Source organism: Staphylococcus sp. SUC_1.2 (assembly GCF_026222585.1).
On record NZ_JANJPM010000005.1, the window covers coordinates 15,104 to 39,765 of the forward strand.

17 protein-coding genes are annotated in these 24,662 nt (G+C 31.8%); 2 read left to right on the top strand and 15 right to left on the bottom strand.

Annotated elements, in window-relative coordinates; all coding sequences use genetic code 11:
• Positions 1–4 precede the first annotated feature (4 nt).
• The 6 genes from mutM to NR218_RS02845 all read right to left on the bottom strand — a co-directional run bounded on the left by mutM (position 5) and on the right by NR218_RS02845 (position 8,974).
• A complete protein-coding gene (gene mutM, locus NR218_RS02820; protein WP_011275534.1) occupies positions 5–877 on the bottom strand; it encodes a bifunctional DNA-formamidopyrimidine glycosylase/DNA-(apurinic or apyrimidinic site) lyase in 873 nt (290 codons plus the stop codon).
• A 15-nt stretch (positions 878–892) separates the two neighbouring features.
• Complete coding sequence (polA, locus tag NR218_RS02825) at positions 893–3,523, bottom strand: DNA polymerase I (RefSeq protein WP_011275533.1); 2,631 nt, start codon at positions 3,521–3,523, stop codon at positions 893–895.
• Between the two features lie 243 nt (positions 3,524–3,766).
• Entirely contained in the window at positions 3,767–5,464 is a 1,698-nt protein-coding gene (gene pnpS / locus NR218_RS02830; protein WP_011275532.1) for a two-component system histidine kinase PnpS, read from the bottom strand.
• Complete coding sequence (locus NR218_RS02835; protein WP_011275531.1) at positions 5,464–6,174, bottom strand: response regulator transcription factor; 711 nt, start codon at positions 6,172–6,174, stop codon at positions 5,464–5,466. Before NR218_RS02835 ends, pnpS begins: the two co-directional genes overlap by 1 nt.
• A gap of 369 nt (positions 6,175–6,543) precedes the next feature.
• Positions 6,544–7,812, bottom strand: a complete 1,269-nt coding sequence (gene icd / locus NR218_RS02840; protein WP_011275530.1) for an NADP-dependent isocitrate dehydrogenase — start codon at positions 7,810–7,812, stop codon at positions 6,544–6,546.
• A 43-nt stretch (positions 7,813–7,855) separates the two neighbouring features.
• Positions 7,856–8,974 carry a citrate synthase gene (locus NR218_RS02845; protein ID WP_011275529.1) on the bottom strand — a complete coding sequence of 373 codons (1,119 nt, stop codon included), beginning with the start codon at positions 8,972–8,974 and terminating at the stop codon, positions 7,856–7,858.
• Between the two features lie 349 nt (positions 8,975–9,323).
• Between NR218_RS02845 and NR218_RS02850 the strand changes: the two genes are divergently transcribed.
• The gene (locus NR218_RS02850; protein WP_011275528.1) at positions 9,324–10,682 is read left to right on the top strand and encodes an amino acid permease; all 1,359 of its coding nucleotides are present in this window, start codon (positions 9,324–9,326) and stop codon (positions 10,680–10,682) included.
• A gap of 117 nt (positions 10,683–10,799) precedes the next feature.
• Here NR218_RS02850 and NR218_RS02855 read toward each other — a convergent pair whose 3' ends face one another.
• The 9 genes from NR218_RS02855 to NR218_RS02895 all read right to left on the bottom strand — a co-directional run bounded on the left by NR218_RS02855 (position 10,800) and on the right by NR218_RS02895 (position 23,925).
• Entirely contained in the window at positions 10,800–11,777 is a 978-nt protein-coding gene (locus NR218_RS02855) for a tRNA dihydrouridine synthase (protein WP_011275527.1), read from the bottom strand.
• Positions 11,778–12,066: 289 nt separating this feature from the next.
• On the bottom strand, positions 12,067–13,827 hold the full coding sequence (gene pyk, locus NR218_RS02860) for a pyruvate kinase (protein ID WP_011275526.1): 1,761 nt from the start codon (positions 13,825–13,827) through the stop codon (positions 12,067–12,069).
• A gap of 18 nt (positions 13,828–13,845) precedes the next feature.
• On the bottom strand, positions 13,846–14,814 hold the full coding sequence (gene pfkA / locus NR218_RS02865; RefSeq protein WP_033080157.1) for a 6-phosphofructokinase: 969 nt from the start codon (positions 14,812–14,814) through the stop codon (positions 13,846–13,848).
• Positions 14,815–15,100: 286 nt separating this feature from the next.
• Positions 15,101–16,048 (bottom strand): acetyl-CoA carboxylase carboxyltransferase subunit alpha, encoded by a 948-nt coding sequence (locus NR218_RS02870; protein WP_011275524.1) that lies wholly within the window; start codon positions 16,046–16,048, stop codon positions 15,101–15,103.
• Positions 16,041–16,907 carry an acetyl-CoA carboxylase, carboxyltransferase subunit beta gene (accD, locus tag NR218_RS02875; protein ID WP_011275523.1) on the bottom strand — a complete coding sequence of 289 codons (867 nt, stop codon included), beginning with the start codon at positions 16,905–16,907 and terminating at the stop codon, positions 16,041–16,043. Before accD ends, NR218_RS02870 begins: the two co-directional genes overlap by 8 nt.
• Before the next feature lie 126 nt (positions 16,908–17,033).
• A complete protein-coding gene (locus tag NR218_RS02880; protein ID WP_033080156.1) occupies positions 17,034–18,263 on the bottom strand; it encodes an NAD(P)-dependent malic enzyme in 1,230 nt (409 codons plus the stop codon).
• 156 nt (positions 18,264–18,419) lie between these two features.
• Complete coding sequence (locus tag NR218_RS02885) at positions 18,420–21,623, bottom strand: DNA polymerase III subunit alpha (protein ID WP_011275521.1); 3,204 nt, start codon at positions 21,621–21,623, stop codon at positions 18,420–18,422.
• Between the two features lie 21 nt (positions 21,624–21,644).
• Positions 21,645–22,583 (bottom strand): DHH family phosphoesterase, encoded by a 939-nt coding sequence (locus tag NR218_RS02890; protein WP_011275520.1) that lies wholly within the window; start codon positions 22,581–22,583, stop codon positions 21,645–21,647.
• Positions 22,584–22,620: 37 nt separating this feature from the next.
• The gene (locus NR218_RS02895; protein WP_011275519.1) at positions 22,621–23,925 is read right to left on the bottom strand and encodes a DRTGG domain-containing protein; all 1,305 of its coding nucleotides are present in this window, start codon (positions 23,923–23,925) and stop codon (positions 22,621–22,623) included.
• A 228-nt stretch (positions 23,926–24,153) separates the two neighbouring features.
• On the opposite strand from NR218_RS02895, the gene NR218_RS02900 reads away from it, so the two are divergent.
• Entirely contained in the window at positions 24,154–24,567 is a 414-nt protein-coding gene (locus tag NR218_RS02900; protein WP_011275518.1) for a universal stress protein, read from the top strand.
• The last annotated feature ends 95 nt before the right edge of the window (positions 24,568–24,662 follow it).

Below are 24,662 nucleotides of genomic sequence, written 5' to 3' on the forward strand. Positions count from 1 at the left end.
ACCTTTATTTCTGACAATGTGGACAAAAATGACTATTTCGCGATGCAATGACTTTTTGCTCAATGTCATGACCACATATTTTACATGTCTTTTGTTTATATACATTTAAGTGTAATTGCATTTCTCCTGTCTTGCCATCAGCATGACGATAATCAGAAATGCTAGTACCGCCATTATTTATACCCTCATTTAATACTTCTTGAACATAATAAAATAACATTTGTCGTTCTTGATTAGATACATCTTTTACTTTCCTCTCAGGTAAAACGCCTGCTCTAAATAACGCTTCACATGCATAAATATTTCCACAACCTGCTATCATTTTATGATCAAGCAACATTTGTTTAATAGGTTTGTTTTGGTATTTCTTAAGTTTAATCCGGTCTAAAAAATAGTTTAATGCATTGTCATCAAACGGTTCAGGCGCAATTTCAAGAAAAGCTGGATAATCATTATAAGTAGCCAGATTTCTTAGTTCACCAAATCGTCTAATATCAGAATAAACGAGTTGTTTACCATTATCTAAATGAAACACGACATGCCAATGTTTTCGATAATTAGGTGTACTAATATCTGATAATTTATCGACAATAAAAAATCCGCCTGCCATACCTAAATGACTTAATATAATACGCTGGTTGTTATTTTTTTCAATAGTGAAGACAATATATTTACTTCTTCTATCAATGGATTTTATTTTAAAACTTTCACTATTCAATCTGAAACCATCCAAATTAATTCCTTTAATAATTGTCTCTTTTCCTTGTTGTTTGCCCTCAATAACTTTGTTTGAAAATGTCACACTTTTAATAGTTGCATTCAATATATAAGGCTCTATACCCCTTTTAACGTGTTCAACCTCTGGTAATTCTGGCATTTCTAATTCCTCTTTCTATTTTGCATCATACCATGTAGATCCATAGTTAGAATCTACTTTTAACGGCACATCTAATTGTAATGCGTGTTCCATAATTTCCTCAACAAATAAACTAAAATCTTCAACTTCATTGGCAGGTACTTCGAAAATTAATTCATCATGTACTTGTAGTAATAACTGAGCATGATAAGACGTTTGTTTAATTTGTCTATCAAATTCTACCATTGCTAATTTAATAATATCTGCTGCACTACCCTGTATTGGAGTATTCATTGCCGTACGTTCAGCAAAACCTCTCAAATTAAAGTTCCTACTATTAATATCTGGTATATATCTGCGACGGTGCAATAATGTTTCAACATATCCATCTGCTTTCGCATCTTTAACAATATCAGACATGTATTGTTTTACACCTGGAAAACTTGCCAAATAATCATCTATAAATGCTTTTGCTTTTTTTCGAGTAATGTTTAAGCTCTGGCTCAAACCATAATCACTAATACCATACACTATTCCAAAGTTAACAGCTTTAGCCTGTCTTCGCATTAAAGCGTTAACTTCATTCGCTTCTACATCAAATACTTTCATCGCAGTAGCAGTATGAACATCTTTTTCATTGATAAATGCTTCTTTCATACTTTCATCTTGGGTAATATGAGCGAGTACACGTAATTCAATTTGAGAGTAGTCAGCTGATAATATCACACTATCATTTGAAGTAGGCTTAAAAGCTTTTCTAATCTTACGTCCTTCTTCAAGACGGACTGGTATATTTTGTAAATTAGGATCTACACTTGATAAACGACCAGTTTGCGCTAATGTTTGATTGAAGCGAGTATGAATTCTGTTATCTTTACTTATGACTTTTTGTAATCCCTCTACATAAGTGGATTGTAATTTTGATAATTGACGATATTCAAGTATATAGTCAATTATTGGGTGTTGACCTTGTAATTGCTCCAACACATCAACTGCAGTAGAATATCCAGTTTTTGTTTTTTTAATGACTGGTAGTTCTAGCGTTTCAAATAATACTACACCTAATTGTTTAGGAGAGTTAATGTTAAATTCTTCCCCAGCCGCTTCGTGAATATTACTTATTAGTAAATCTAATTTTCCTTGGATTTCTGACTGCATTTGTCTTAAGTCATTAATATCCGTATAAATTCCTGTTTCTTCCATTTCACTTAAGATACGTGCAAGTGGAAGTTCTAAATTCAACAATAGATCAATTTGTTGGTGCGATTCTAATTCAGCAACCATTTCACGTTTGCAGGCATAAATTGCCTCTGTGATTGAAGCAATATGCTTATTTAATATTGTGTCTTCTGGGACATGTCTCTTTTTCCCTTTTCCATAAATTGAAATATCATCTTGGACAAAATTTTGATTATAATTACTTACTACAGAGTTTACATCATCTATCGTTCTTGATGGATCGATAATATAACTTGCTAACATAACATCAAATACAATATTTTTTATATCTATATCTAATCTATGCGCAACAACGTATGTTTTTTTAGCATCATAAACAATTTTTTCTGTAGTCTCATTCTCTAGCCATTTAATCAATTCAGGATATTCCTTTAGTTGATCGGAATCTATTACAACATGGTCCACTCCATCATAAAATCCAAATTTTAAAATTGTATCCTGTAAGTAATTGGTACCATCTACTTCGATGTGAATCACAGCTTCTTTTAATTCTTTAAAATTTATGTTGTTAAAATCATTACTCACTTCAATGACTTTATCTTCGTGTTTCTCTTCAGTATTATTACTATCTATATCAGATAATAATTGTTTGAATTCTAACTTTTTGAATAATTCAATTTTATCTTTATTATCATCTTGATTTTTTAACACAGTGTCTTGTAATGTTACTTCAATTGGACTATTTTTATTAATCGTTGCTAAGTCTTTACTCATGAATGCGTCTTCACGACTATTTTCGAGTTTTTCTTTTAATTTTTTTCCAGAGACTGAATCTATATTGTCATAAACACCTTCAACTGTATTAAATTGTTTCAATAGCTTGATAGCTGTCTTTTCGCCTACACCAGCAACGCCAGGGATGTTATCAGATGCATCCCCCATTAGTCCTTTCATATCTATAATTTGATTGGGATTAAGTCCATCATATTTTTCAGCAATGAATTCTGGCGTATAATGATCAACATCTGTTACACCTTTCTTTGTGTAATAAATAGTAACATTATCAGTTGCTAACTGTGTTAAATCTCGATCCCCAGTAACTATAATCGTTTCAAACCCTTGGTCATTAGCTTCTTTACTTAATGTGCCTATAATATCGTCAGCTTCATAATTTTCTAACTCATAGTGTTTGATATGGTAAGTATCTAATAATTGTCGAATGTATGGGAACTGTTCGCTTAACTCAGGTGGTGTACTTTGTCTTCCGCCTTTATATTCACTATATTTTGAATGTCTAAATGTTGTTTTGCCGGCGTCAAACGCAACTAAAAAGTGCGATGGTTGTTCTTCTCTCATAATCTTTTCCAATAACATAGCAAAACCGTATACTGCATTCGTATGTATTCCTGCTTTGTTAGAAAGTAGTGGTAATGCATAAAATGCTCTAAAACTTAAACTATTACCATCAATTAAAACTAATTTATTCAATGCGTATACCTCCAGAGTGATTTTATTATATTTTAGCATATAACCTGAACCATAACGAATGTATGGTTTATACAAAAACTTTTCACACTCTCCATTACTTATTTAAATAAAAAAAGGGCTTTCATATCCTCAACCAAATTTTTGGTGCAAGTATACGAAAGGCCTTAAAATAATTGTATTAATTACTAATCAAAATAAAAGTTCTTGTACCGCGATATTATAGTCATTCTTTATTGAACGATATCATTCTTTTTCATCTAAAAATGAAACTTTAAATAGCGAGCCCTCACCAATATTGCTTTCGACATTAATCGTTCCATGGTGTGCCTCCACTATATGTTTTGTTATAGATAAACCTAAACCTGTACCACCTGAATCTCTACTTCTTGCTTTATCCACCCGATAAAATCTTTCAAAAATATGCTTTTGATCACTTTTATCTATTCCAATACCAAAGTCTTGTATTTCTAAATTTACTTCATGTCCTTCTCTATACACTCTTACAATAACCTCATTATTCTCAAGTGAATAATTAATTGCATTTGATAGTAAATTAGTAATGACTTGTGCAATTTTGTTTTCATGTGCTTCTATAATGACATCTTTTTCTATTTCGGATACTATTTTAATATCTTTATATCTTGCCTGGTTTTGTAAGTTATCAATAGTTGTGTAAGCAAGCTCTGATAAATTCATAAATGCTGTTTCTATCTCTGTTTGTTGTTCGATATGTGATAAATCCAATAAATCCATAACGAGTGACTCAATACGATTAGATTCTTTTAAAATAATATTTAAGAACATATCAAGTGATTCTTCATCGTTTTTCGCACCTTCTATGAGTGTTTCAGCGAAGCCTTTAATAGATGTAATAGGTGTTTTAAGCTCATGAGATACATTTGCAACAAACTCCCGACGCAAGTTTTCCAATTTTTTCAAATTTGTAATGTCATGCATTACTACAACCATACCTTGTAACTTTTTCTTAGATTTACTTAGTATTGGAACACATGACAAATCGAAATATTTATGATGAACATTATTTAATAAAATTTCTATCTGATCATATAGTGGCTTTTCAGTTTTGAAACTTTCTAGAATTAATTGTTGAATTTTAGGATCTAAATATGATGTATAGTTTTTATTTTCAACCTTACCGTTTGGCCTAAACAACTCATAGTATGCATGATTGGCCACAACAATTTCACCATGTTTGTCAATCATTAATACTGAACTTGGTATATTTTCTAATGTTGTTTTTAATCGATTTGATTGCATTTTTTGTTTATTATTAAGCTTTTGTAACCGTCTTGCAAGATCGTTAGTCGTGACAAATAGCGCTTTTGTCTCCTTAACATTGCTTTCAGGTACTCTAACATGATAGTATCCATCAGCAATTAACGAGGTAGCATAAGTCACTTCATTAATCGGTCTAATATATGTACGATTGATACTTCTAACAGCTAAATAAATCGCTAAAAGAACAATAATTCCTATTAAAGATAAATACTTCCACATACTCTTCTGTAATTCAAGAATCTCAGTATTCATCCCACTTATGTATATCGTTTTGTCATTGACAGTTGTTTTAAATGTATATCTAACCTGACCATTTTCTCTTTTATAAATGATATTTGATGGATTAGCTTCATTATCAATGTTATCATTTATTTTATTTTGGTTACCAGTTTGGTATATCACTTTACCATTTTCAGAAATTCTAACAATTAAATTTTGATTAGCTGAAATATTTTTAATTTCATTATTCTCATTTTGCTTGTTTAATTTCAAAAAATTTTCAGATACATGTTTGAGTTCTGTAACCTGAGCTGTTGATAATATTTGATAAATTGTATGATGAATAATGACGCCTAAACCAATAAAACTGATTATAGTAATTGTGCTTAATAGCAATAATAATCTATGATGAAATTTAAGCATTAAGCTTTAGGTCTCTCTAATTTATAACCGAGTCCACGAACAGTTTTAATTAATTTAGGTTGTTTCGGATTCTCTTCGAGTTTGTCTCTTAAATGACTTATATGAACATCAACAATTCGAGAATCGCCTGCGAATTCATAATTCCATACAGAATTTAACATGTGTTCTCGAGTGATTACTCGCCCTTGTCTTTCTATTAGATACAACAATAGTTCAAATTCTTTAGGAGTGAGTTCTAATAATTCATCATCTTTATATACCTCAAAGAATTCAGGTCTGATTCTAATATTTTCAATCAATATATCCTCATCATCAACATCTGCTTTTTCAATTTCACTAGCAAATTTAGATCTTCTCAAGATAGCTTTAACTCTCGCCACAACTTCTCTAGGAGAAAAAGGTTTTGTCATATAATCATCGGCACCTAATTCTAATCCTAATACACGATCAAACTCATCATCTTTTGCAGTTAACATTAAAATAGGTACTAAATTTTTATCAGAACGTATTGTTTTACATACTTCAATACCATCTTTTTTAGGTAACATTACATCTAAAACGACAAGTTCTGGTTGAATTTCATTCACCTTTTCCAAAGCTTCTTCACCATCGTAAGCTACCTCAACGATGTAACCAGCCGTTTCAAGATTATATTTAAGTAAAGTTACAATTGATTGCTCATCGTCAACCACTAATACTTTTTGTGACATAATGTGCCTCCCTGAATTAATATAACATTTCATTTTCATTATAACGGAAGTTAAAACAAAAATAACATACAACATATTAAATTTACATAATCTTAACAATCATATGATTATTTTCCACATATTGAGTATTAATTTTATTATTTTTAAAAAATAATTAATAAATTATAAACAAAATAAAGTTATTTGTTTTACTTCATAATAAAAAAGCGGAACAGAATTTAATATAAATTCAATGTTCCACTTTTGTTAAAAATTGCTATGATTGAGAATCCTTTAAAACTTGCGCTATTGTGTTAACTAATACATTAGTGCAATGCATCATCAATCTATTAATTCTTTAAAGTTATAATATATTAATGTGTAAATAAATTACTTTAAGTTTTTAATTAACTCATCAGCGAATTCTGAAGTTGATACTTCAGTAGCATCATCCATTAAACGAGCAAAATCATAAGTTACAACTTTAGAAGCAATAGTAGCTTCAATTGCATCAGTAATCTTATCAGCGGCTTCTTGCCAACCTAAATGTTCTAACATTAGAACTGAACTTAATAATTCAGAAGATGGGTTAACTTTGTTTAAACCAGCATATTTAGGTGCAGTACCATGTGTTGCTTCGAAAATAGCGTGTCCTGACTCATAGTTAATGTTTGCACCAGGTGCAATTCCAATTCCGCCCACTTGAGCTGCTAAAGCATCTGAAATATAGTCACCATTTAGATTCATTGTAGCAACTACATCATGTTCTGCTGGACGAGTTAAAATTTGTTGTAAGAAAATGTCAGCGATAGAATCTTTAATAATGATTTTTCCATCTTGTTCAGCTTTTTCTTGAGCTTGATTTGCTGCATCTTTACCATCTTTTTCAACAATTTCATCATATTGTTGCCAAGTAAATACCTTATCAGCAAATTCATTATGAGCTACATCATAGCCCCATTGCTTAAATGCGCCTTCGGTGAATTTCATAATATTACCTTTGTGAACAAGCGTAACAGTTTTACGGTTATTATCGATTGCATACTGAATTGCAGCTCTAACTAAACGTTCAGTACCTTCTTTAGAAACTGGTTTCACACCAATACCTGAAGTTTCTGGGAAGCGAATGTTAGTAGCACCCATTTCATTTTGTAAGAAATCAATAATTTTTTTAACTTCATCAGTACCTTCTTTAAATTCGATACCTGCATAAATATCTTCAGTATTTTCACGGAAGATGACCATATCAACATCTTGTGGACGTTTAACTGGTGAAGGGACACCTTTGAACCAACGAACTGGACGTAAACATGTAAATAGGTCTAATTCTTGACGTAATGCAACATTTAATGAACGAATACCACCACCAATTGGTGTAGTTAATGGTCCCTTAATAGCGATTAAATATTCTTTAATCGTGTCAAGCGTTTCTTGAGGTAACCATTCACCTGTTTCATCAAAAGCTTTTTGACCTGCTAGTACTTCTTTCCATTCAATACGTTTTTCGCCGTTATATGCTTTTTCAACAGCTGCATCAATAACGCGACTCGCTGCTTTCCAAATATCTGGTCCAATACCATCACCAATAATAAAAGGAATAATTGGTTCATTAGGTACATTTAATCCATCGTTAATTCTAGTAATTTTTTCAGCTGACATAATTTTACCTCCAAATATTGTGAAATCTATTAAAGTTTAAAATTTATCTTTCTTCAATTGGTAAATACTTACGATTAGTTTCACCGACGTAATTAGCTCTAGGACGCATTATTCTATTATCACGATATTGTTCTAGAATATGTGCTGTCCAACCAGATGTACGACTTACCGCGAAAATTGGCGTGAATAAATCGTGTGGAATATCCATACTGTGATATACAGTAGCACTAAAGAAATCGACATTAGGAATGAGTCCTTTTTCTTCTTTCATACGTTTCTCAATAGCTATTGAAATATCATATAATTCACTTCTACCAGTTTCAGAAGTGATTTTTCGGCTCATCTCACGTAAATATTTGGCTCTTGGATCTCCGTCTTTGTATACTCTATGACCGAATCCCATGATTTTTTCTTTATTTTTGAATTTTTCATCTAAATAAGCATCAACTTCATCCACTGATTTAACATCAGCAAGCATGCTCATTACTTGTTCATTTGCACCACCATGTAATGGTCCTTTTAATGAACCTACAGCAGCTACAATACCTGAGTACATATCAGATAAAGAAGAAACGGCACAACGTGCAGTAAATGCAGAAGCATTAAGTTCATGGTCAGCATGTAATACTAATGCTTTATTAAATGCTTCAACTTCAGTATCTGTAGGTAATTCCCCTCTCAACATATATAAGAAGTTAGCTGCATAACTTAATTCAGGATTAGGTTTAACTGGTTCTTTACCTTCACGAACACGCGCAAATGCTGTAACTAAAGATGCAATTTTAGCTTGAATACGTATTGCTCTTTCTTTTCTATTTTCTTCTGTTTCATTTTCAGCATCAGGATCAAAATGAGCAATATATGATACAGATGTACGTAGTGCCGTCATAGGGTGCACATTATCAGTTGCGTATTCTTCAAAATGCTTATAAACTCTTGGATTTAAAGTCATATAATGATAAAATTTTTCTCTTAATGCATCTAGTTCATCTTGAGTAGGCAATCTATAATTCCATAATAAAAACACTACTTCTTCGAACAAAGCATTTTCTGCTAAATCATCAATATCGTATCCCGCATACGTTAATTGACTATCAATAATTGAACTGATTTTAGTTTCAGCTGCAATTACCCCTTCTAAACCTTTTTGTAATTCTGCCATAAGTAATTCCCCTTTTCTTATACATAATGTAATGGCTTCCAAATACTATTATAGCCAATCAGATAAGTTTTGTGAACGATTATATATCGCTTAATAAATGCTTATTAAATTTAATTTTTTAAACTTATATATACTTAAATACCCAATAAACGCCATTATATAAGCTTTTAATCCAATTCAAATTATGTAATTAGTGAGAAAATATTGAAAATTTCAATTTAATTATCAAGCTTGATTACAATTATTTAATCAAAATTTAAAGGAATTTTTAGAAAATATTAGAAAAATAATTGTCGAATTGAATTTATAAGTGCATAATAATATTAATTAAATGTAAGGGAGTTGTCTTATGGCTGAAGAAAAATTACAAAGAGGATTGAGTAATCGTCATGTGCAATTGATTGCTATTGGCGGCGCTATTGGTACCGGATTATTCTTGGGAGCAGGTCAAACAATAGCAATGACTGGTCCATCTATTCTATTGACTTATATTATTATAGGTTTCATGTTGTTCATGTTTATGAGAGGCTTAGGTGAGATTATAATTCAAAATACTCGCTTCAAATCTTTCGCCGATGTGACAAATGAATACATAGGACCGTTTGCTGGTTTTGTGACTGGTTGGACTTATTGGTTATGTTGGATCATTACCGGTATGGCTGAAGTAACTGCCGTTGCTAAATATGTTAGTTTCTGGTTCCCTGCAATTCCAAACTGGATTAGTGCACTATTCTGTGTGCTTATATTAATGCTATTTAATTTGCTTAGTGCTAAATTATTTGGTGAATTAGAATTCTGGTTCGCTATTATTAAAATTATAACTATCATCGCTTTAATCGTTGTAGGTTTAGTCATGATTTTAATGGCATATAAAACACAATTTGGACATGCGAGTTTTACAAATTTATATAAACATGGCATCTTTACTCACGGTGCATCTGGGTTCTTTATGTCATTCCAAATGGCATTGTTCTCATTTGTTGGTATTGAAATGATTGGTGTAACTGCAGGAGAAACTAAAGATCCTCAGAAAACAATTCCAAAAGCTATCAATGCTGTACCGTTAAGAATTTTAGTATTCTACGTTGGTGCATTAGCAGTAATTATGTCTATTATTCCTTGGGATAAAGTTGACCCTAGTGAAAGTCCATTTGTTAGATTATTCTCATTAATTGGAATTCCTTTCGCTGCTGGATTGATCAACTTTGTAGTATTAACTGCTGCAGCATCATCTTGTAATAGTGGTATATTCTCAAATAGTCGTATGTTATTTGGTTTATCAGAACAAGATCAAGCACCACCTATCTTTAGAAGTACTAATAAAAATGGTGTTCCTCATTTTGCTATTATTGGTTCATCTGCATTATTATTAGTAACAGCATTATTAAACTACATCTTCCCAGATGCTACGTTAGTGTTTACTTATGTAACAACAATCTCGACTGTATTATTTATTATCGTATGGGCATTAATTATTATTGCTTATATTAACTATCACAGAAAAAATCCTGAGCTACATAAAACTGTATCTTATAAACTTCCTGGTGGTAAATATATGGGTTACGCAATATTAGTATTCTTCTTCTTAGTATTTTGTTTACTATTTGTAAATGAAACAACTAGAAATGCTATTTTCTTAACTCCAATTTGGTTTATATTACTAGGTTTAATGTATTTGAGATATAGACAAGTTGCTAAGAATAAATAATTTAAAATTCTTACGAGATTATAATAGCCAGTAAATGAATTAACATAAAAATTCATTTACTGGCTTGTTTTTGTAATAAACCAATTATCTAATAACTATATCTAATGTTTTAGAAAATTAATTTACATCTTCTTCAATTTTAGACTCAAATTCATCTAATAAATCGCGTGCTTCATCAACCGATTCTGTACTCATTAATTGATGACGTAATTGACTAGCTCCTTTAATCCCCTTCACATAAATCTTAAAAAACCTTCTTAATCTTTTGAATTGTTGACTTTCATCACTTGAATATTTCTCAAACAATGATAAATGCAATCTAAACAAATTCAATAGTTCTTTACTAGTATGTTCACGGGGTTCTTTTTCAAAAGCAAACGGATTATTAAAGATCCCTCTACCTATCATCACGCCGTCAACACCATATTTCATCGCAAGTTCATGTCCAGTTTTTCTATCTGGAATATCTCCATTAATCGTTAGTAATGTATTAGGTGCGATATCATCTCTTAATTGTTTAATTGCTGCGATTAATTCCCAATGCGCATCTACTTTACTCATCTCTTTGCGTGTTCGAAGATGTATAGATAAATTTGCGATATCTTGTTTAAAAACGTGTTTTAACCAATCTCTCCACTCTTCAATATCATAATAACCTAAACGGGTTTTAACACTAACAGGTAATCCACCAGCTTTAGTAGCTTGAATAATCTCAGCAGCTGTTTCAGGTCTCAATATTAAACCGGAACCTTTACCTTTTTTTGCAACATTAGCTACTGGACATCCCATATTTAAATCTATACCTTTAAAACCCATTTCAGCTAAACCAAAACTCATTTCTCTAAACTGCTCGGGTTTATCGCCCCATATATGTGCTACCATAGGCTGTTCATCTTCGCTGAATGTTAATCTTCCACGGACGCTATGAATACCTTCCGGATGGCAATAACTCTCAGTGTTTGTAAATTCAGTGAAAAAAACATCAGGTCTAGCAGCCTCACTTACAACATGTCGAAAAACGATATCAGTAACGTCCTCCATAGGTGCTAAAATAAAAAAAGGACGTGGTAATTCACTCCAAAAATTTTCTTTCATAATAATTAAACCTTCTTATAATAGTATATCTCAATTAATCCATGTTATATTACCACAAATTATAACCTTATTCAAAATGAAATTTTATAACTCAATTAACTTTCCTATTTGAAATTCTCATTTAATGAATTTCTTTCTAATGAAATGAAAAAACTGAGAAAAACTCTTCACGAGCTTATTCCCAGTTTAATCAATTATTGCGAATTTGCAATATCGTTTTGAAATATTATCTGTTCTGGATCTCTTTTCTTACTAAGTTAGCCATCATTCTTAATAATAATTTAATGAATTAAAGTACGTTAGCGTACCCTTCAAATATTTTACCTTGGGCAGCATCTACTGTTACTAAAATACCATCTTTTAATTCTTTAGTAGCATTTTCAACACCTATAATGGTTGGAATACTTTTTTCAAGTCCAATAATCGCACTTGGTGATGTGATACCATTCTCTTCTGTAATTAATCCAACTGCTTGCTCAATATAAGGCACTAATGTCTCATCTACAGAATTAGTGACAATAACTGATTCACTTAAGTCTACACCTTCTAAATCACTAGCACTGTTAGCTACTACAGTTTTACCAACTACTGATCCACGACCGACACCTTGTCCTTTTGCAATTTCATCTCCAACTAAATGTAATTTCATCATATTAGTTGTACCTTTTTCACCAGTAGGTACACCGGCAGTAATAATAATTAAATCACCATTAGTAACTCTTCCAGTTTCTACTGCTGTAGCAACTGCATTATTTAATAGGTCATCAGTAGTTTTACGCCCTTTTTTAATTACAGGATAGGCACCCCAAACTAAAGCAAGTTGACGTGCAGTGTGCTCGCTAGGGGTAACCGCAATAATATCAGAATGTGGACGATATTTTGAAATCGTTACAGCTGTAGAACCACTTTCAGTTGCCGCAACAATCGCTTTAACATTTAAGTTTAATGCAGTATGTGCAACTGATACACCAATAGCGTTAACTAATGAAGTTTCTACTAATTTAGTACGGTCTGATAATAATTTTTTGTAATCTTGAGCAGCTTCAGCAGAAACAGCAATATTTCTCATTGTTTTAACAGCTTCTTCAGGATATAAACCTGCAGCAGTTTCACCTGAAAGCATCACAGCGTCAGTACCATCATAGATTGCATTGGCAACGTCACTTGCTTCTGCTCTAGTTGCACGTGGATTACGTTGCATTGAATCTAACATTTGTGTTGCAGTAATAACTGGTTTACCTAATTTATTACATTTTCTAATTAAATCTTTTTGTACGATTGGTACTGATTCAGGTGGTATTTCAACTCCCATGTCACCACGAGCTACCATTAAACCGTCAGATACTTCTAATATTTCTTCGATATTATCAATACCTTCTTGGTTTTCAATTTTAGGGAAAATAGTAATGTTATGATTATTTTCTCTTTCTAAAATTTCACGAATATCTAAAACATCACTAGGACGACGTACAAAGCTTGCTGCGATATAATCAACATCTTCTTTGATACCAAATAAGATATCGTCAGCATCTTTATCAGTAATACCAGGTAAATTAACTTTTACGCCAGGTAAGTTAACACCTTTTTTATTTTTTAATTCACCAGTGTTTAAGATATCACATTTAACTTCGCCTTTAGTTTTATCGATGTCTTTAACTTGTAATTCAACTAAACCATCATCAAGTAAGATGTATGACCCTACTTGCACATCATTAATTAAGTCTTCATAAGTTACTGAGAATTTTTCAGGTGTACCTTCAACTTGTGACATACTTACGATTACTTCTTTGCCTTTTTCAAGCATAATTAAGCCATCTTTCATGTCATGAGTACGAATTTCAGGTCCTTTTGTATCTAATAAGATACCTATTGTTTTACCTAATCTGTCTGCTACTTTACGAATCGTATCAATACGTGCTTTATGTTCTTCATGACTACCATGAGAAAAGTTCAAACGCGCTACGTTCATACCAGCTTTCATTAATTTTTCTAACATTTCTTCAGACTCTGATGCAGGTCCAATTGTACATACAATTTTAGTCTTTCTCATTTTAAAAAGCCTCCTAAATTAAATAGATAACTCTTTCGCTAATTCATAAATATCTGTATTAAATTTATGGTCGTTGCCATTGAAGATTTCATCAAATGGTGTAGCAGTCAATTTATTATTCATGATACCAACACCTTGTCCAGAACGACCTTGCATTAATAGGTCAACAGCATAACCACCTAAACGTGATGCTAATACTCTATCGGCACCTGATGGGCTACCGCCACGTTGAATGTGACCTAATACAGATACACGTGCATCAACATTAATATATTTCATCAATTGATCCGCACATTCTTGACCACTCATACTTCCTTCAGCTACCATCACGATTGAGTGTTTCTTACCACGCTTGATACCACTTTCTATCTTTTCAGCGATATCTTTAATGTCTGTATTAGCTTCTGGAACTAATATTGTTTCAGCACCTACTGATAATCCAGCCCAAAGTGCTAAATCACCACAATCACGACCCATAACTTCTACAATAAAAGTTCTAGCATGACTTGAAGCAGTGTCTCTAATCTTGTCTACACTATCAATAATCGTGTTCAACGCTGTGTCAAACCCAATAGTGAAGTCAGTACCATTAATATCATTATCAATAGTACCTGGAATTCCTATTGTTTTGATATCTTTCGTTTCTTCACTAATACGTTGGGCACCTCGGTAACTACCATCTCCCCCAACTACTACTAGTCCCTCAATACCACGTTTGTGTAAATTCTCTATACCTTTTTGTCTTACACTCGCCTCTTTGAATTGTGGACATCTTGCAGAGTAAAGGAAAGTTCCTCCACGTTGAATTGTATCCCCTACTGAACCCAATTCAAGTTTATGAATATTGTCATCAAGTAATCCTTGATAACCTTGATAAATTCCATAAACTTCAATGTTGTTATAAATCGCCTTACGCACAACTGCTCTAACAGCAGCATTCATGCCTGGTGAATCTCCACCACTAGTTAAAACCGCAATTTTCTTCATGACGACATTCCCTTTCCTAACTAGATTTCTCTTTAATAATAAATTACCACAATTTTTTTTAGTGTTCCATCAATATAGGTGCACAAAATTCATGTAAACGTTTTATAATCAATATTTCTTTTCGAAATAAAAAAAGGGTGAACAATATTCAACAAGAATCAATTGTTTCACCCCTATAAGGAAAACTACAGCTAGAAAAATACAATAAAGGTTCCTTCACAACTTAATTTGCAACTGTGTTTTTCAAAGTAGTTTTAAATATTAATTTGTATGTGTCACATTCAAGCTATTTTTCAATAAAAGCACCGATATTTCTAAACTTATTAAATCTATCTTCAACTAATTCATCTGCACTTTGTTGTTGAAGTTGTTCTAATTGATCTACGAATGCTTGCTTAATATCAATAGCTTGTTGTTCTATATTATTGTGTGCTCCACCTAAAGGTTCGTCAATCACACTATCAATAACGTTTAAATGATGTAAATCTTTTGCAGTAATTTTCATAGTTTCGGCAGCCATTTTTGCTAATGAGCTATCTTTCCATAACAGTGCCGCTGCTCCCTCTGGAGAAATAACAGAATAAGTACTGTTTTCAAGCATCATAATTCGATTGGCTATACCAATTCCTAGTGCACCACCACTACCACCTTCACCGATAACGATAGCTATCACTGGCACTTTTAGAGATGCCATCTCAACTAAGTTTCTAGCAATAGATTCACTTTGTCCACGTTCTTCGGCAGCTTTACCTGGATAAGCACCTTTAGTATCAATGAAAGTAAAAATAGGTCTATTAAATTTCTCGGCTTGTTTCATTAATCTTAACGCTTTACGATAACCTTCAGGATGCGCCATACCAAAGTTTCGATATATATTATCCTTAGTATCTTTACCTCTTTGTTGGCCTATAACTGTAACAGGGGTACCGTTTAAATACCCAATTCCACCAATCATTGCAGGGTCATCTCTAAAATTACGATCTCCATGTAATTCAATAAATGAATCGAAGATATATGGAATATAGTCTAATGTCGTAGGTCTTTCTTGAAGACGTGCAATTTGCACTCTATCCCAAGGCTTAAGATTGGTATATATTTTTTTGGTTTCTCTTTCAAGTGATGCTTCAAGTAAATCAATTTCATCTTGTAAATCTACATCATTTTTTTCTTGAGATTGCTTAAGAGATTCAATTTTATTTTTTATTTCAAAAAGTGGTTTTTCAAAATCAAGCATCTTTTTTCACCTCTTGGTGCAATTTTAATAATTGAGCAAGTGTTTCTTTCATCTCTTTACGGTGAACAACTTTATCAAGTTGACCATGCTCAAGAAGAAATTCTGCAGTTTGGAAATCATCTGGAAGTTTCTCATTAATAGTTTGCTCAATAACACGTCGACCAGCAAATCCAATTAAGGCTTTGGGTTCACTTAAATTGATATCCCCAACAGAAGCAAAACTAGCAGAAACACCACCAGTTGTTGGATGCGTAAGATAAGAAATATAAAGTAGTCCGGCATCTGAGTGACGTTTCAGTGAAACACTGGTTTTACCCATTTGCATCAATGAAATAATACCCTCTTGCATCCTAGCACCACCACTTGCAGAAAATAATATGAATGGTAGTCTATGTTCTGTTGCATAATCAATAATTCGACATATTTTCTCACCAACAACTGAACCCATACTTCCCATTCTAAATCTAGCATCCATAACAGCTACACCAAATTGAACACCATCTAGTTTGGCAGTACCGGTTACAACCGCTTCGCTTAAATCAGTTTTTTGTTGGTCTTTTTCAATTTTTTCTTGATAACCAGGAAAGTCTAAAGGGTTTGCTGATGTCATTCCCTTATCAAATTCAACGAAACTATTTTCATCAGTGATTGCTTCAATTCTCTTATATGCAGGTAATGCAATATGGTGATCACAGTTAAAACATACATTTAAATTCTCATTTAATTCTTTTGTATACATTATTTTTTTGCATTTTGGACATTTAGTCATAATACCTGCTGGTACTTCATTTTGTTTCGAATCTTGAACTGTTAAATATTTTCGTTTTTTACTACTACGATTAAAAAAGTCTTTAAACATTCGTAAACCTCCACCTAACCATACAACCTTAATTTATTACATCTCAATTTAATATATGATCGAACATAAAATATGAGTTAGAAATAATACATGTCTTTGTTTTTTTAAAATTGTTGCAATTCTAGGTTATTTCAAGTCTGTTAATTGCATTGTTTTATCATAAACTTTTTGAGGATCCACTTCAATTCTTGCCACGCCAGTTTCCATTGCTGCTTTTGCAACTTCACGTGCAACTGAAGGAGCTACCCTTTTATCGAAAGGACCAGGAATACAATAATCCGGATTCAACTCATCTTCATCTATAAGATTAGCAATCGCTTCAACCGCCGCTTTCTTCATATCTTCATTTATGTGTGTTGATTCAGTGTCTAATGCACCTCTAAAAATACCTGGGAACGCAAGTACATTATTAATTTGGTTTGGAAAATCTGAACGACCTGTTCCTACAACTTTAGCGCCTGCTTCTTTAGCATCATTGGGCTTGATTTCTGGATCTGGGTTAGCCATTGCAAAGATGATTGCATCATCCGCCATTGATTTAACCATGTCTTGTGATAGTAAGCTAGCAACTGAAACACCTATAAATACATCAGCATTTTTAATTACATCTTGTAATGAACCTTCAATTTTATCTTTGTTAGTGAATTTAGCTACATAATCCTTAGTGTCATTCATACCATAAGATCGACCTTCAAAAATAGCACCTCTTGAATCGCACATTATCATATTTCTGACACCATAAGAATCTAATAATTTAACAATTGCAATACCTGCTGCACCTGCACCATTTAACACAACTTTAATATCAGATAAATCTTTATCGACAATTCTTAGTGCATTGATTAAACCAGCCATAGTAACAATCGCTGTACCATGTTGATCATCATGGAAGACTGGAATATTAGTTTCTTTTTTAAGACGATTTTCTATTTCAAAACATCTTGGCGCTGAAATATCTTCTAGATTAATTCCTCCATAATTAGGTGAAATTAATTTAACTGTTCTAATAATTTCTTCTGTATCTTTAGTATCTAAAGCGATAGGTACACCGTTTATACCTGCAAAACTTTTAAAAAGAACAGCTTTACCTTCCATAACAGGAATACTAGCTGAGGCACCAATATTACCTAAACCTAAAACTGCAGTGCCATCAGTAACAACAGCCACAGTATTTCTTTTAATCGTGTAATCATATACAGTTCTTGGATCTTCATGTATTTCTTTACACGGTTCTGCTACGCCTGGTGAATAAGCTAAACTTAATTCTTCTTTATTAGTAACTTTGATATTAGGTGTAATTTCCAACTTACCTTGATTTTCTTTATGCATTTGTAATGCATCATCTCTTAAAGACATTAAATCAACCCCTGTTTATTTACTAAAATATCGAAAGTTCATCAGTATAATGAATATATATTCTCTGCATTTAAAATTTTTTAAGATAAAATAAACTGATGACTTTATTTTATAAATCATCAGTTTACTATATCATAATTTTTTTATACATAAAAGTTATAAAATTCTTATATCTTTTGGATCAAAAGCCTCAACAAAGTTTTTAATTTCATTCGATGTTTTATCCATACTACCCAAATAATCAAGTTCTCCAGTTTGTTCATTATATATATTCACTTTAATCATATGGTTGTTTTTATGATCATTAAGAATTTGTTTAATTTCATCTAAGTTTTGAATGTTTCTTAAAATAATTTGAGATGCCTCATTTATTTTAGTTACTTCAAAATGTTCAACTGAATCCATTTGATTTAAAATGAGCTGCAATTGTTGTTTTCTCTTTTCAAATTTTCCCCAAACAACATACATTTCTCTCTCATTTAATTGAGTTTCATAACGTTTGAATTTATCTGGAAATAAAACTGCATCCATCGTATGTCGTCCATCATTTAGAACTAAAAATGCCATATTTTGACCATTCTTGGTCCTTATTTGTTTGATTTGATCTACTTGAACCAAAATAGGTTTGTGATTTACAACATTACTTAGTGTATAGATACCTAAATATTGCTTTTTATTAAATTGCTTTTCGACTGGATGGTTAGAAACATAAAATCCCAAGTATTCCATTTCGTAACTACTAATCATTTGATCACTAAATTCATCTTTATCAGCGTAGGATTGTTTAGGTGTTAAAATATCCAATAATAAATCGTTTTGTTCTACATTTGACACTTCATCTAAAACTTGATCAATAGAACTTAATAAAGTTGAACGTGTTTTTCCAAAAGTATCAAAAGCGCCTACCAATATTAATGATTCAAGTAATTTTCTAGTCTTTATGCGATTTGGTATTCGTCTAGTAAAATCAAAGAAATCTTTATACTTACCATTTTGATACCTTTCATCAACAATTGATTTAACGCTCTGATAACCAACACCTTTAATAGCACCTAAGGATAGATAAATATTTGATTTAGTTGCTCTATAATACCAATGGCTTTCATTAATATTAGGAGGCAAAATTTTCAATTTTTGATTTTTAGCTTCATCAATTATGGCCGCTGTTTTAGATTCATTACCAACGACATTACTTAAAATATTAGCATAAAAATAATTAGGATAGTGAACCTTCAAATATGCCATGATATATGCAATTTTTGAATAACTTACCGCATGTGCTCTAGGAAATCCATAATCAGCAAACTTAAGAATTAAATCAAATATTTGTTTACTTATCTTCTCATCATATTTATTTTTTATCGCACCTTCAACAAAATGTTGTCTTTCACTTTCTAATACTGCTCTATTCTTTTTACTCATGGCACGACGTAGAATATCTGCTTGTCCATAACTAAAGCTAGCAAATTGACTAGCGATTTGCATAATTTGTTCTTGATAGATTATTACACCATACGTATTTTTAAGTATGGGTTCTAAATCAGGGTGTAAGTATTTAATTTCACTTTCGTTGTGTCGTCGTGAAATATAAGTCGGAATTTCCTCCATAGGTCCTGGTCTATATAAAGACGTAACCGCAACGATATCTTCAAAATGTTCAGGCTGAAGTCGTTTTAATACTTTTCTTACACCTTCAGATTCAAGTTGGAAGATTCCAGTTGTATCTCCTCTAGATAATAACTTAAATACGTCTACATCATTAAACGGTATCTCTTCAATCTCTAAAGAAATATTTAAATCTTTTTTTACTTGAGTGATAATTTGATGTATGATAGATAAATTTCTTAACCCCAAAAAGTCAATCTTAAGTAAACCAATTCTCTCTGCTTCTGTCATCGTCCATTGCGTCAATAAACCAGTATCGCCCAATGTTAGTGGTGCATAATTATATAGAGGTTGATCGTTAATAATAATACCTGCTGCATGTGTTGAAGTATGTCTAGGTAAGCCTTCTAATTTCTTACTTAATTCAAACCACTTTTCATGTCGATGATTTCTATGTACAAATTGCTTAAATTGCTCATCCTCATATGCCTTATCTAAAGTTATACCAAGTTGATGAGGTATTAACTTAGAAATTTCATTTAAAGTTTTATCATTAAATCCAATTATGCGACCTACATCTCTTGCAACAGCCCTAGTCAATAAATGTCCAAATGTGACAATACCCGAAACACGATGTTTTCCATATTTGTCTTGAACGTATTGAATGACTCTTTCCCTACGCGTGTCTTCAAAATCAATATCTATATCAGGCATTGTTACACGTTCAGGATTTAAAAAACGTTCAAATAATAAATTAAATCTAATTGGATCTATTGTAGTAATGCCGAGCAGGAAGCTAACTAATGAACCAGCTGAGGACCCCCGCCCAGGACCAACCATAACATCATGTGTTTTAGCGTAGTGAATTAAATCACTCACAATTAAAAAGTAGTCTTCAAAACCCATTTCAGTTATAACGCGATATTCATGTTCTAATCTTTTTGTATAGCGTTCATCATGATTTAATTCCATCTTTTTTAAACTTGATTGGAGTTGTGACCATAAATACTCTTTTGAAGAATTACCTGATGGTGCATCGAATTTAGGTAGTAAATTTTGATGATATTCTAAGCTTGCATTACATAAACTAGCTAGTTCAAGTGTGTTATTCCATACCTCTCTATCTATATTTAATGTTTCTAATTCATTTTGTTTAGGAAAATGTTCCCCAATATCTTCAGTATCATTAACCAGATCTATCTTAGTATTATTTTTAATTGCTTCAAGTGCTGGAATCGTCTCAACATCTTCTTGATTTAAGTATCGTGCATTTTTAAACCAAACTACTCTTATATTATTATAAAATGCTAAGTCGCTTGAATGATTTATAAATATATTTTGATGGTTTTGAAATTGTTCAACTATAGAATAATGAGATTGATTTGCTTGTTTAAATATGATTGCAAAATTTGTTGAATACTTTTTTAACCACTCAACTGATATAACCTCTTTTTGCTTCATTTTAATTGCAGAAGAGAGTTGAAATAGTGATCTTAAGCCATCATTATTTATAGCTAAAACCACAGTCTCAATTGTATACAAACCATCCGTAACGTTAACTGTCATTCCAAAAATTGGTTTAATATTGGCTTTAATACAAGCATCATAAAATTTTGGGAAGCCATATAAGACATTAGTATCAGTAATCGCTAATGTATCATAATGATTATTTTGTGCTTTTTTAACTACATCATTGATTCTCAAACTAGAATTTAATAAATCATATGTTGTATGAAGATTTAAATGAGCAACCATGAATGACTTCCTTTCTTAAATTTATAATTTCTGACGTAAAGCTTGTGCTAATTCTTCAAATTCATCCCAACTATAGACTGACACACCTGATGCATTTGGGTGGCCTCCCCCACCAAATTGATTAGCGACATCATTAATAGTGATCCCTTTAGATCGAATACGACATCTAATTTGATCTCCCTCATCTACACCAAACATCCATATTTTTAAACCGCTAATATCCGCAACTGTATTTACAAATTGAGAAGCTTCATTAGGCTGAATGTCAAACTGCTTTAAAACATCATTAGTTATTTTAATTTGACAATATTCATGTGAATCTGATAGTTCAAAATTTTGTAAAACATATCCTTGGAAAGGCATTAACTTAGGATCTTTTTCGGACATTTTATTTAATTCAGCATTGTGATTGAATGGATATGCCAATAATTGACTAGCAACTTCCATTGTATGAGGTGATGTATTACTAAATAAGAATCGCCCTGTGTCTCCAACAATACCTAAATACAATACTCGAGCTACATGTTCATCAATTATACTTAGATCATTAAAATGTGAGATGAAATCAAATATAATTTCACTTGTAGAAGATGCTTCAGTATTAACAAAATTTACATCACCATATTGATCAGTAGCAGGATGATGATCTATTTTAATTAATGACTGTCCATTTAAATATCTTTGATCATCAATACGTGGTGCATTTGCAGTATCACATACAATTACAAGTGCATCACTATATACACTGTCATCAATTTCATCTAAGTCTCCTATAAATGATAATGATGGTTCAGCTTCACCTGTAGCATAGATATTTTTTTCAGGGAATTTTCGTTCAAGATATAACTTTAATCCAAGTTGTGAGCCATAAGCGTCTGGATCAGGTCTCACATGTCTATGAATAATAATTGTTTCTGCCTCTTTAACTCTTTGCATGATTTCATTAAAAATTTCTACCATTGTTATATCTCCTTAAATTAGATTTATTACTTTAAAATTAAATACTTTGCATATCTTCAAACATCTGACAAATTATCATTGCATTTGCGACTTTTTCATTACCACTTACCATCGCGACTTCCAATTTTGCAAAGTTCCTTCCAACATCGAGCATGTCATATTGTACTCTAATTGATGCTTCAATTGGCACAGTTTTAATATAGATGATATTTAAACTTTCAATCATAACATCTACCTTTTTATATTTTCGCAATTCATGCTTTATTGTTTCTTCAATAATAGCGACAAATACAGCCTTACTTAATGTTCCATATTGATTGGTTAATAACGGAGAAACCTCAACCGAAATGTCACTTTGTGAAATCGTAATATGTTTCGCTATTTGATCATTAATCGTCTCACCTATTTGAGGTTGTCTGCCAATAAGTTGCATCGCTTTTAATACGTCATCTCTCGTTATTACACCTATTGCTCTTTTATTCTGAGTTACGGGTAATATCTCAATCCCTTCCCAAATCATAATGTGAGCACAACTCGCTACCGTAGTATTTAATTCAACATTGATAGGACGTTTCGTCATTACTTTAGCAATGGTATCATCCGAGTTCATTTGGATGACTTCCTTACTCGTAACGATACCAACTAATCGCCAATCTTTATCTACAACTGGAAACCTTGAATGACCTGTAACTTTGGCACGTGATTTATAATCTTCAATACCCATTTCATCAAAAATTACCGTCATATCGTTAATTGGTTTCACTATATCTTCAACTATTAAAATTTCTTTTCTAATCATTTGATTATACATTGCTCTATTGATAATATTCGCTACAAGAAATGTATCATAATTTGAAGACAGGATTGGTAAATCATGATTATTAGCATAATCAATAATTTTTTGTGTCGTTTTAAAACCTCCAGTAATAAGTACGCCACTACCTCTTTTTAACGCTTCTAACTGAACATCCGGCCTATTACCTACGATTAACAATGTATGATGACTTAAATATTTAACCACATCTTTAAGTTCCATTGCACCTATCGCAAATTTTGAAACACTTTTTGTTAATCCATTTTTGCCACCAATGATATCTCCATCAATGATATTTAAAATTTCATTAAACGTAAGGTTCTCAATCTCCTCACGATTCTTTTTATCAATACGTACTGTACCTACTCTATCAATGGTAGTTACTAACCCAAGTTGTCCGGCATCTTTTATAGCTCTATATGCCGTCCCCTCAGATACTTTCATTACTTTGGCAACTTTCCTGACAGAAATTTTTTGGCAAACATTTAACGATTCTATGTATGCTATGATTTGTTCATGTTTAGTCATTGATAATACCTCTTTATAATGTACAGTGTTTTATTTATTATAACTTTTTAATCATAAAAAATCGATTTAGAAAATGTAAATTAATTAGTTTTAGAAACGCTTCATCAGTTTGATTTTTTATTAATTAATAAATCAAGTTATGTTAATTAAATCTTTAATTATTTTAATTATATACATTGGTAAAATTAAAACATTTTATATATAATTGTTTATGAGGAGGGATGACCTATGTATAAAAATATTTTATTAGGTGTAGATACTCAATTAAAAAATGAGAAAGCGTTGAAGGAAGTATCAAAATTAGCAGGTCCAGATACCGTAGTAACTATTTTAAATGCGATTGGCGAACAGGATGCACAAGCATCAATTAAAGCTGGTACGCATATTAATGAATTGACTGAAAAACGTAGTCAATTGCTAGAAAAAACACGAACTACTTTAGAAGACTATGGCATTGATTATGATCAAATCATCGTACGTGGTAACCCTAAGGACGAATTAGTGAAACACGCTAATAGTGGTAAATATGAAATCGTCGTATTAAGTAACCGTAAAGCTGAATCTCAGAAAAAATTCGTATTAGGTAGTGTAAGTCATAAAGTAGCAAAACGTGCTACCATCCCTGTACTGATTGTAAAATAGTTAGTAAAATTTCAAAAGATGCGTCAAAATAATAGCACAAAGATGATTGTTCATGTATAAATCACCTTTGTGCTTATTAATTTCATTAAACTAAT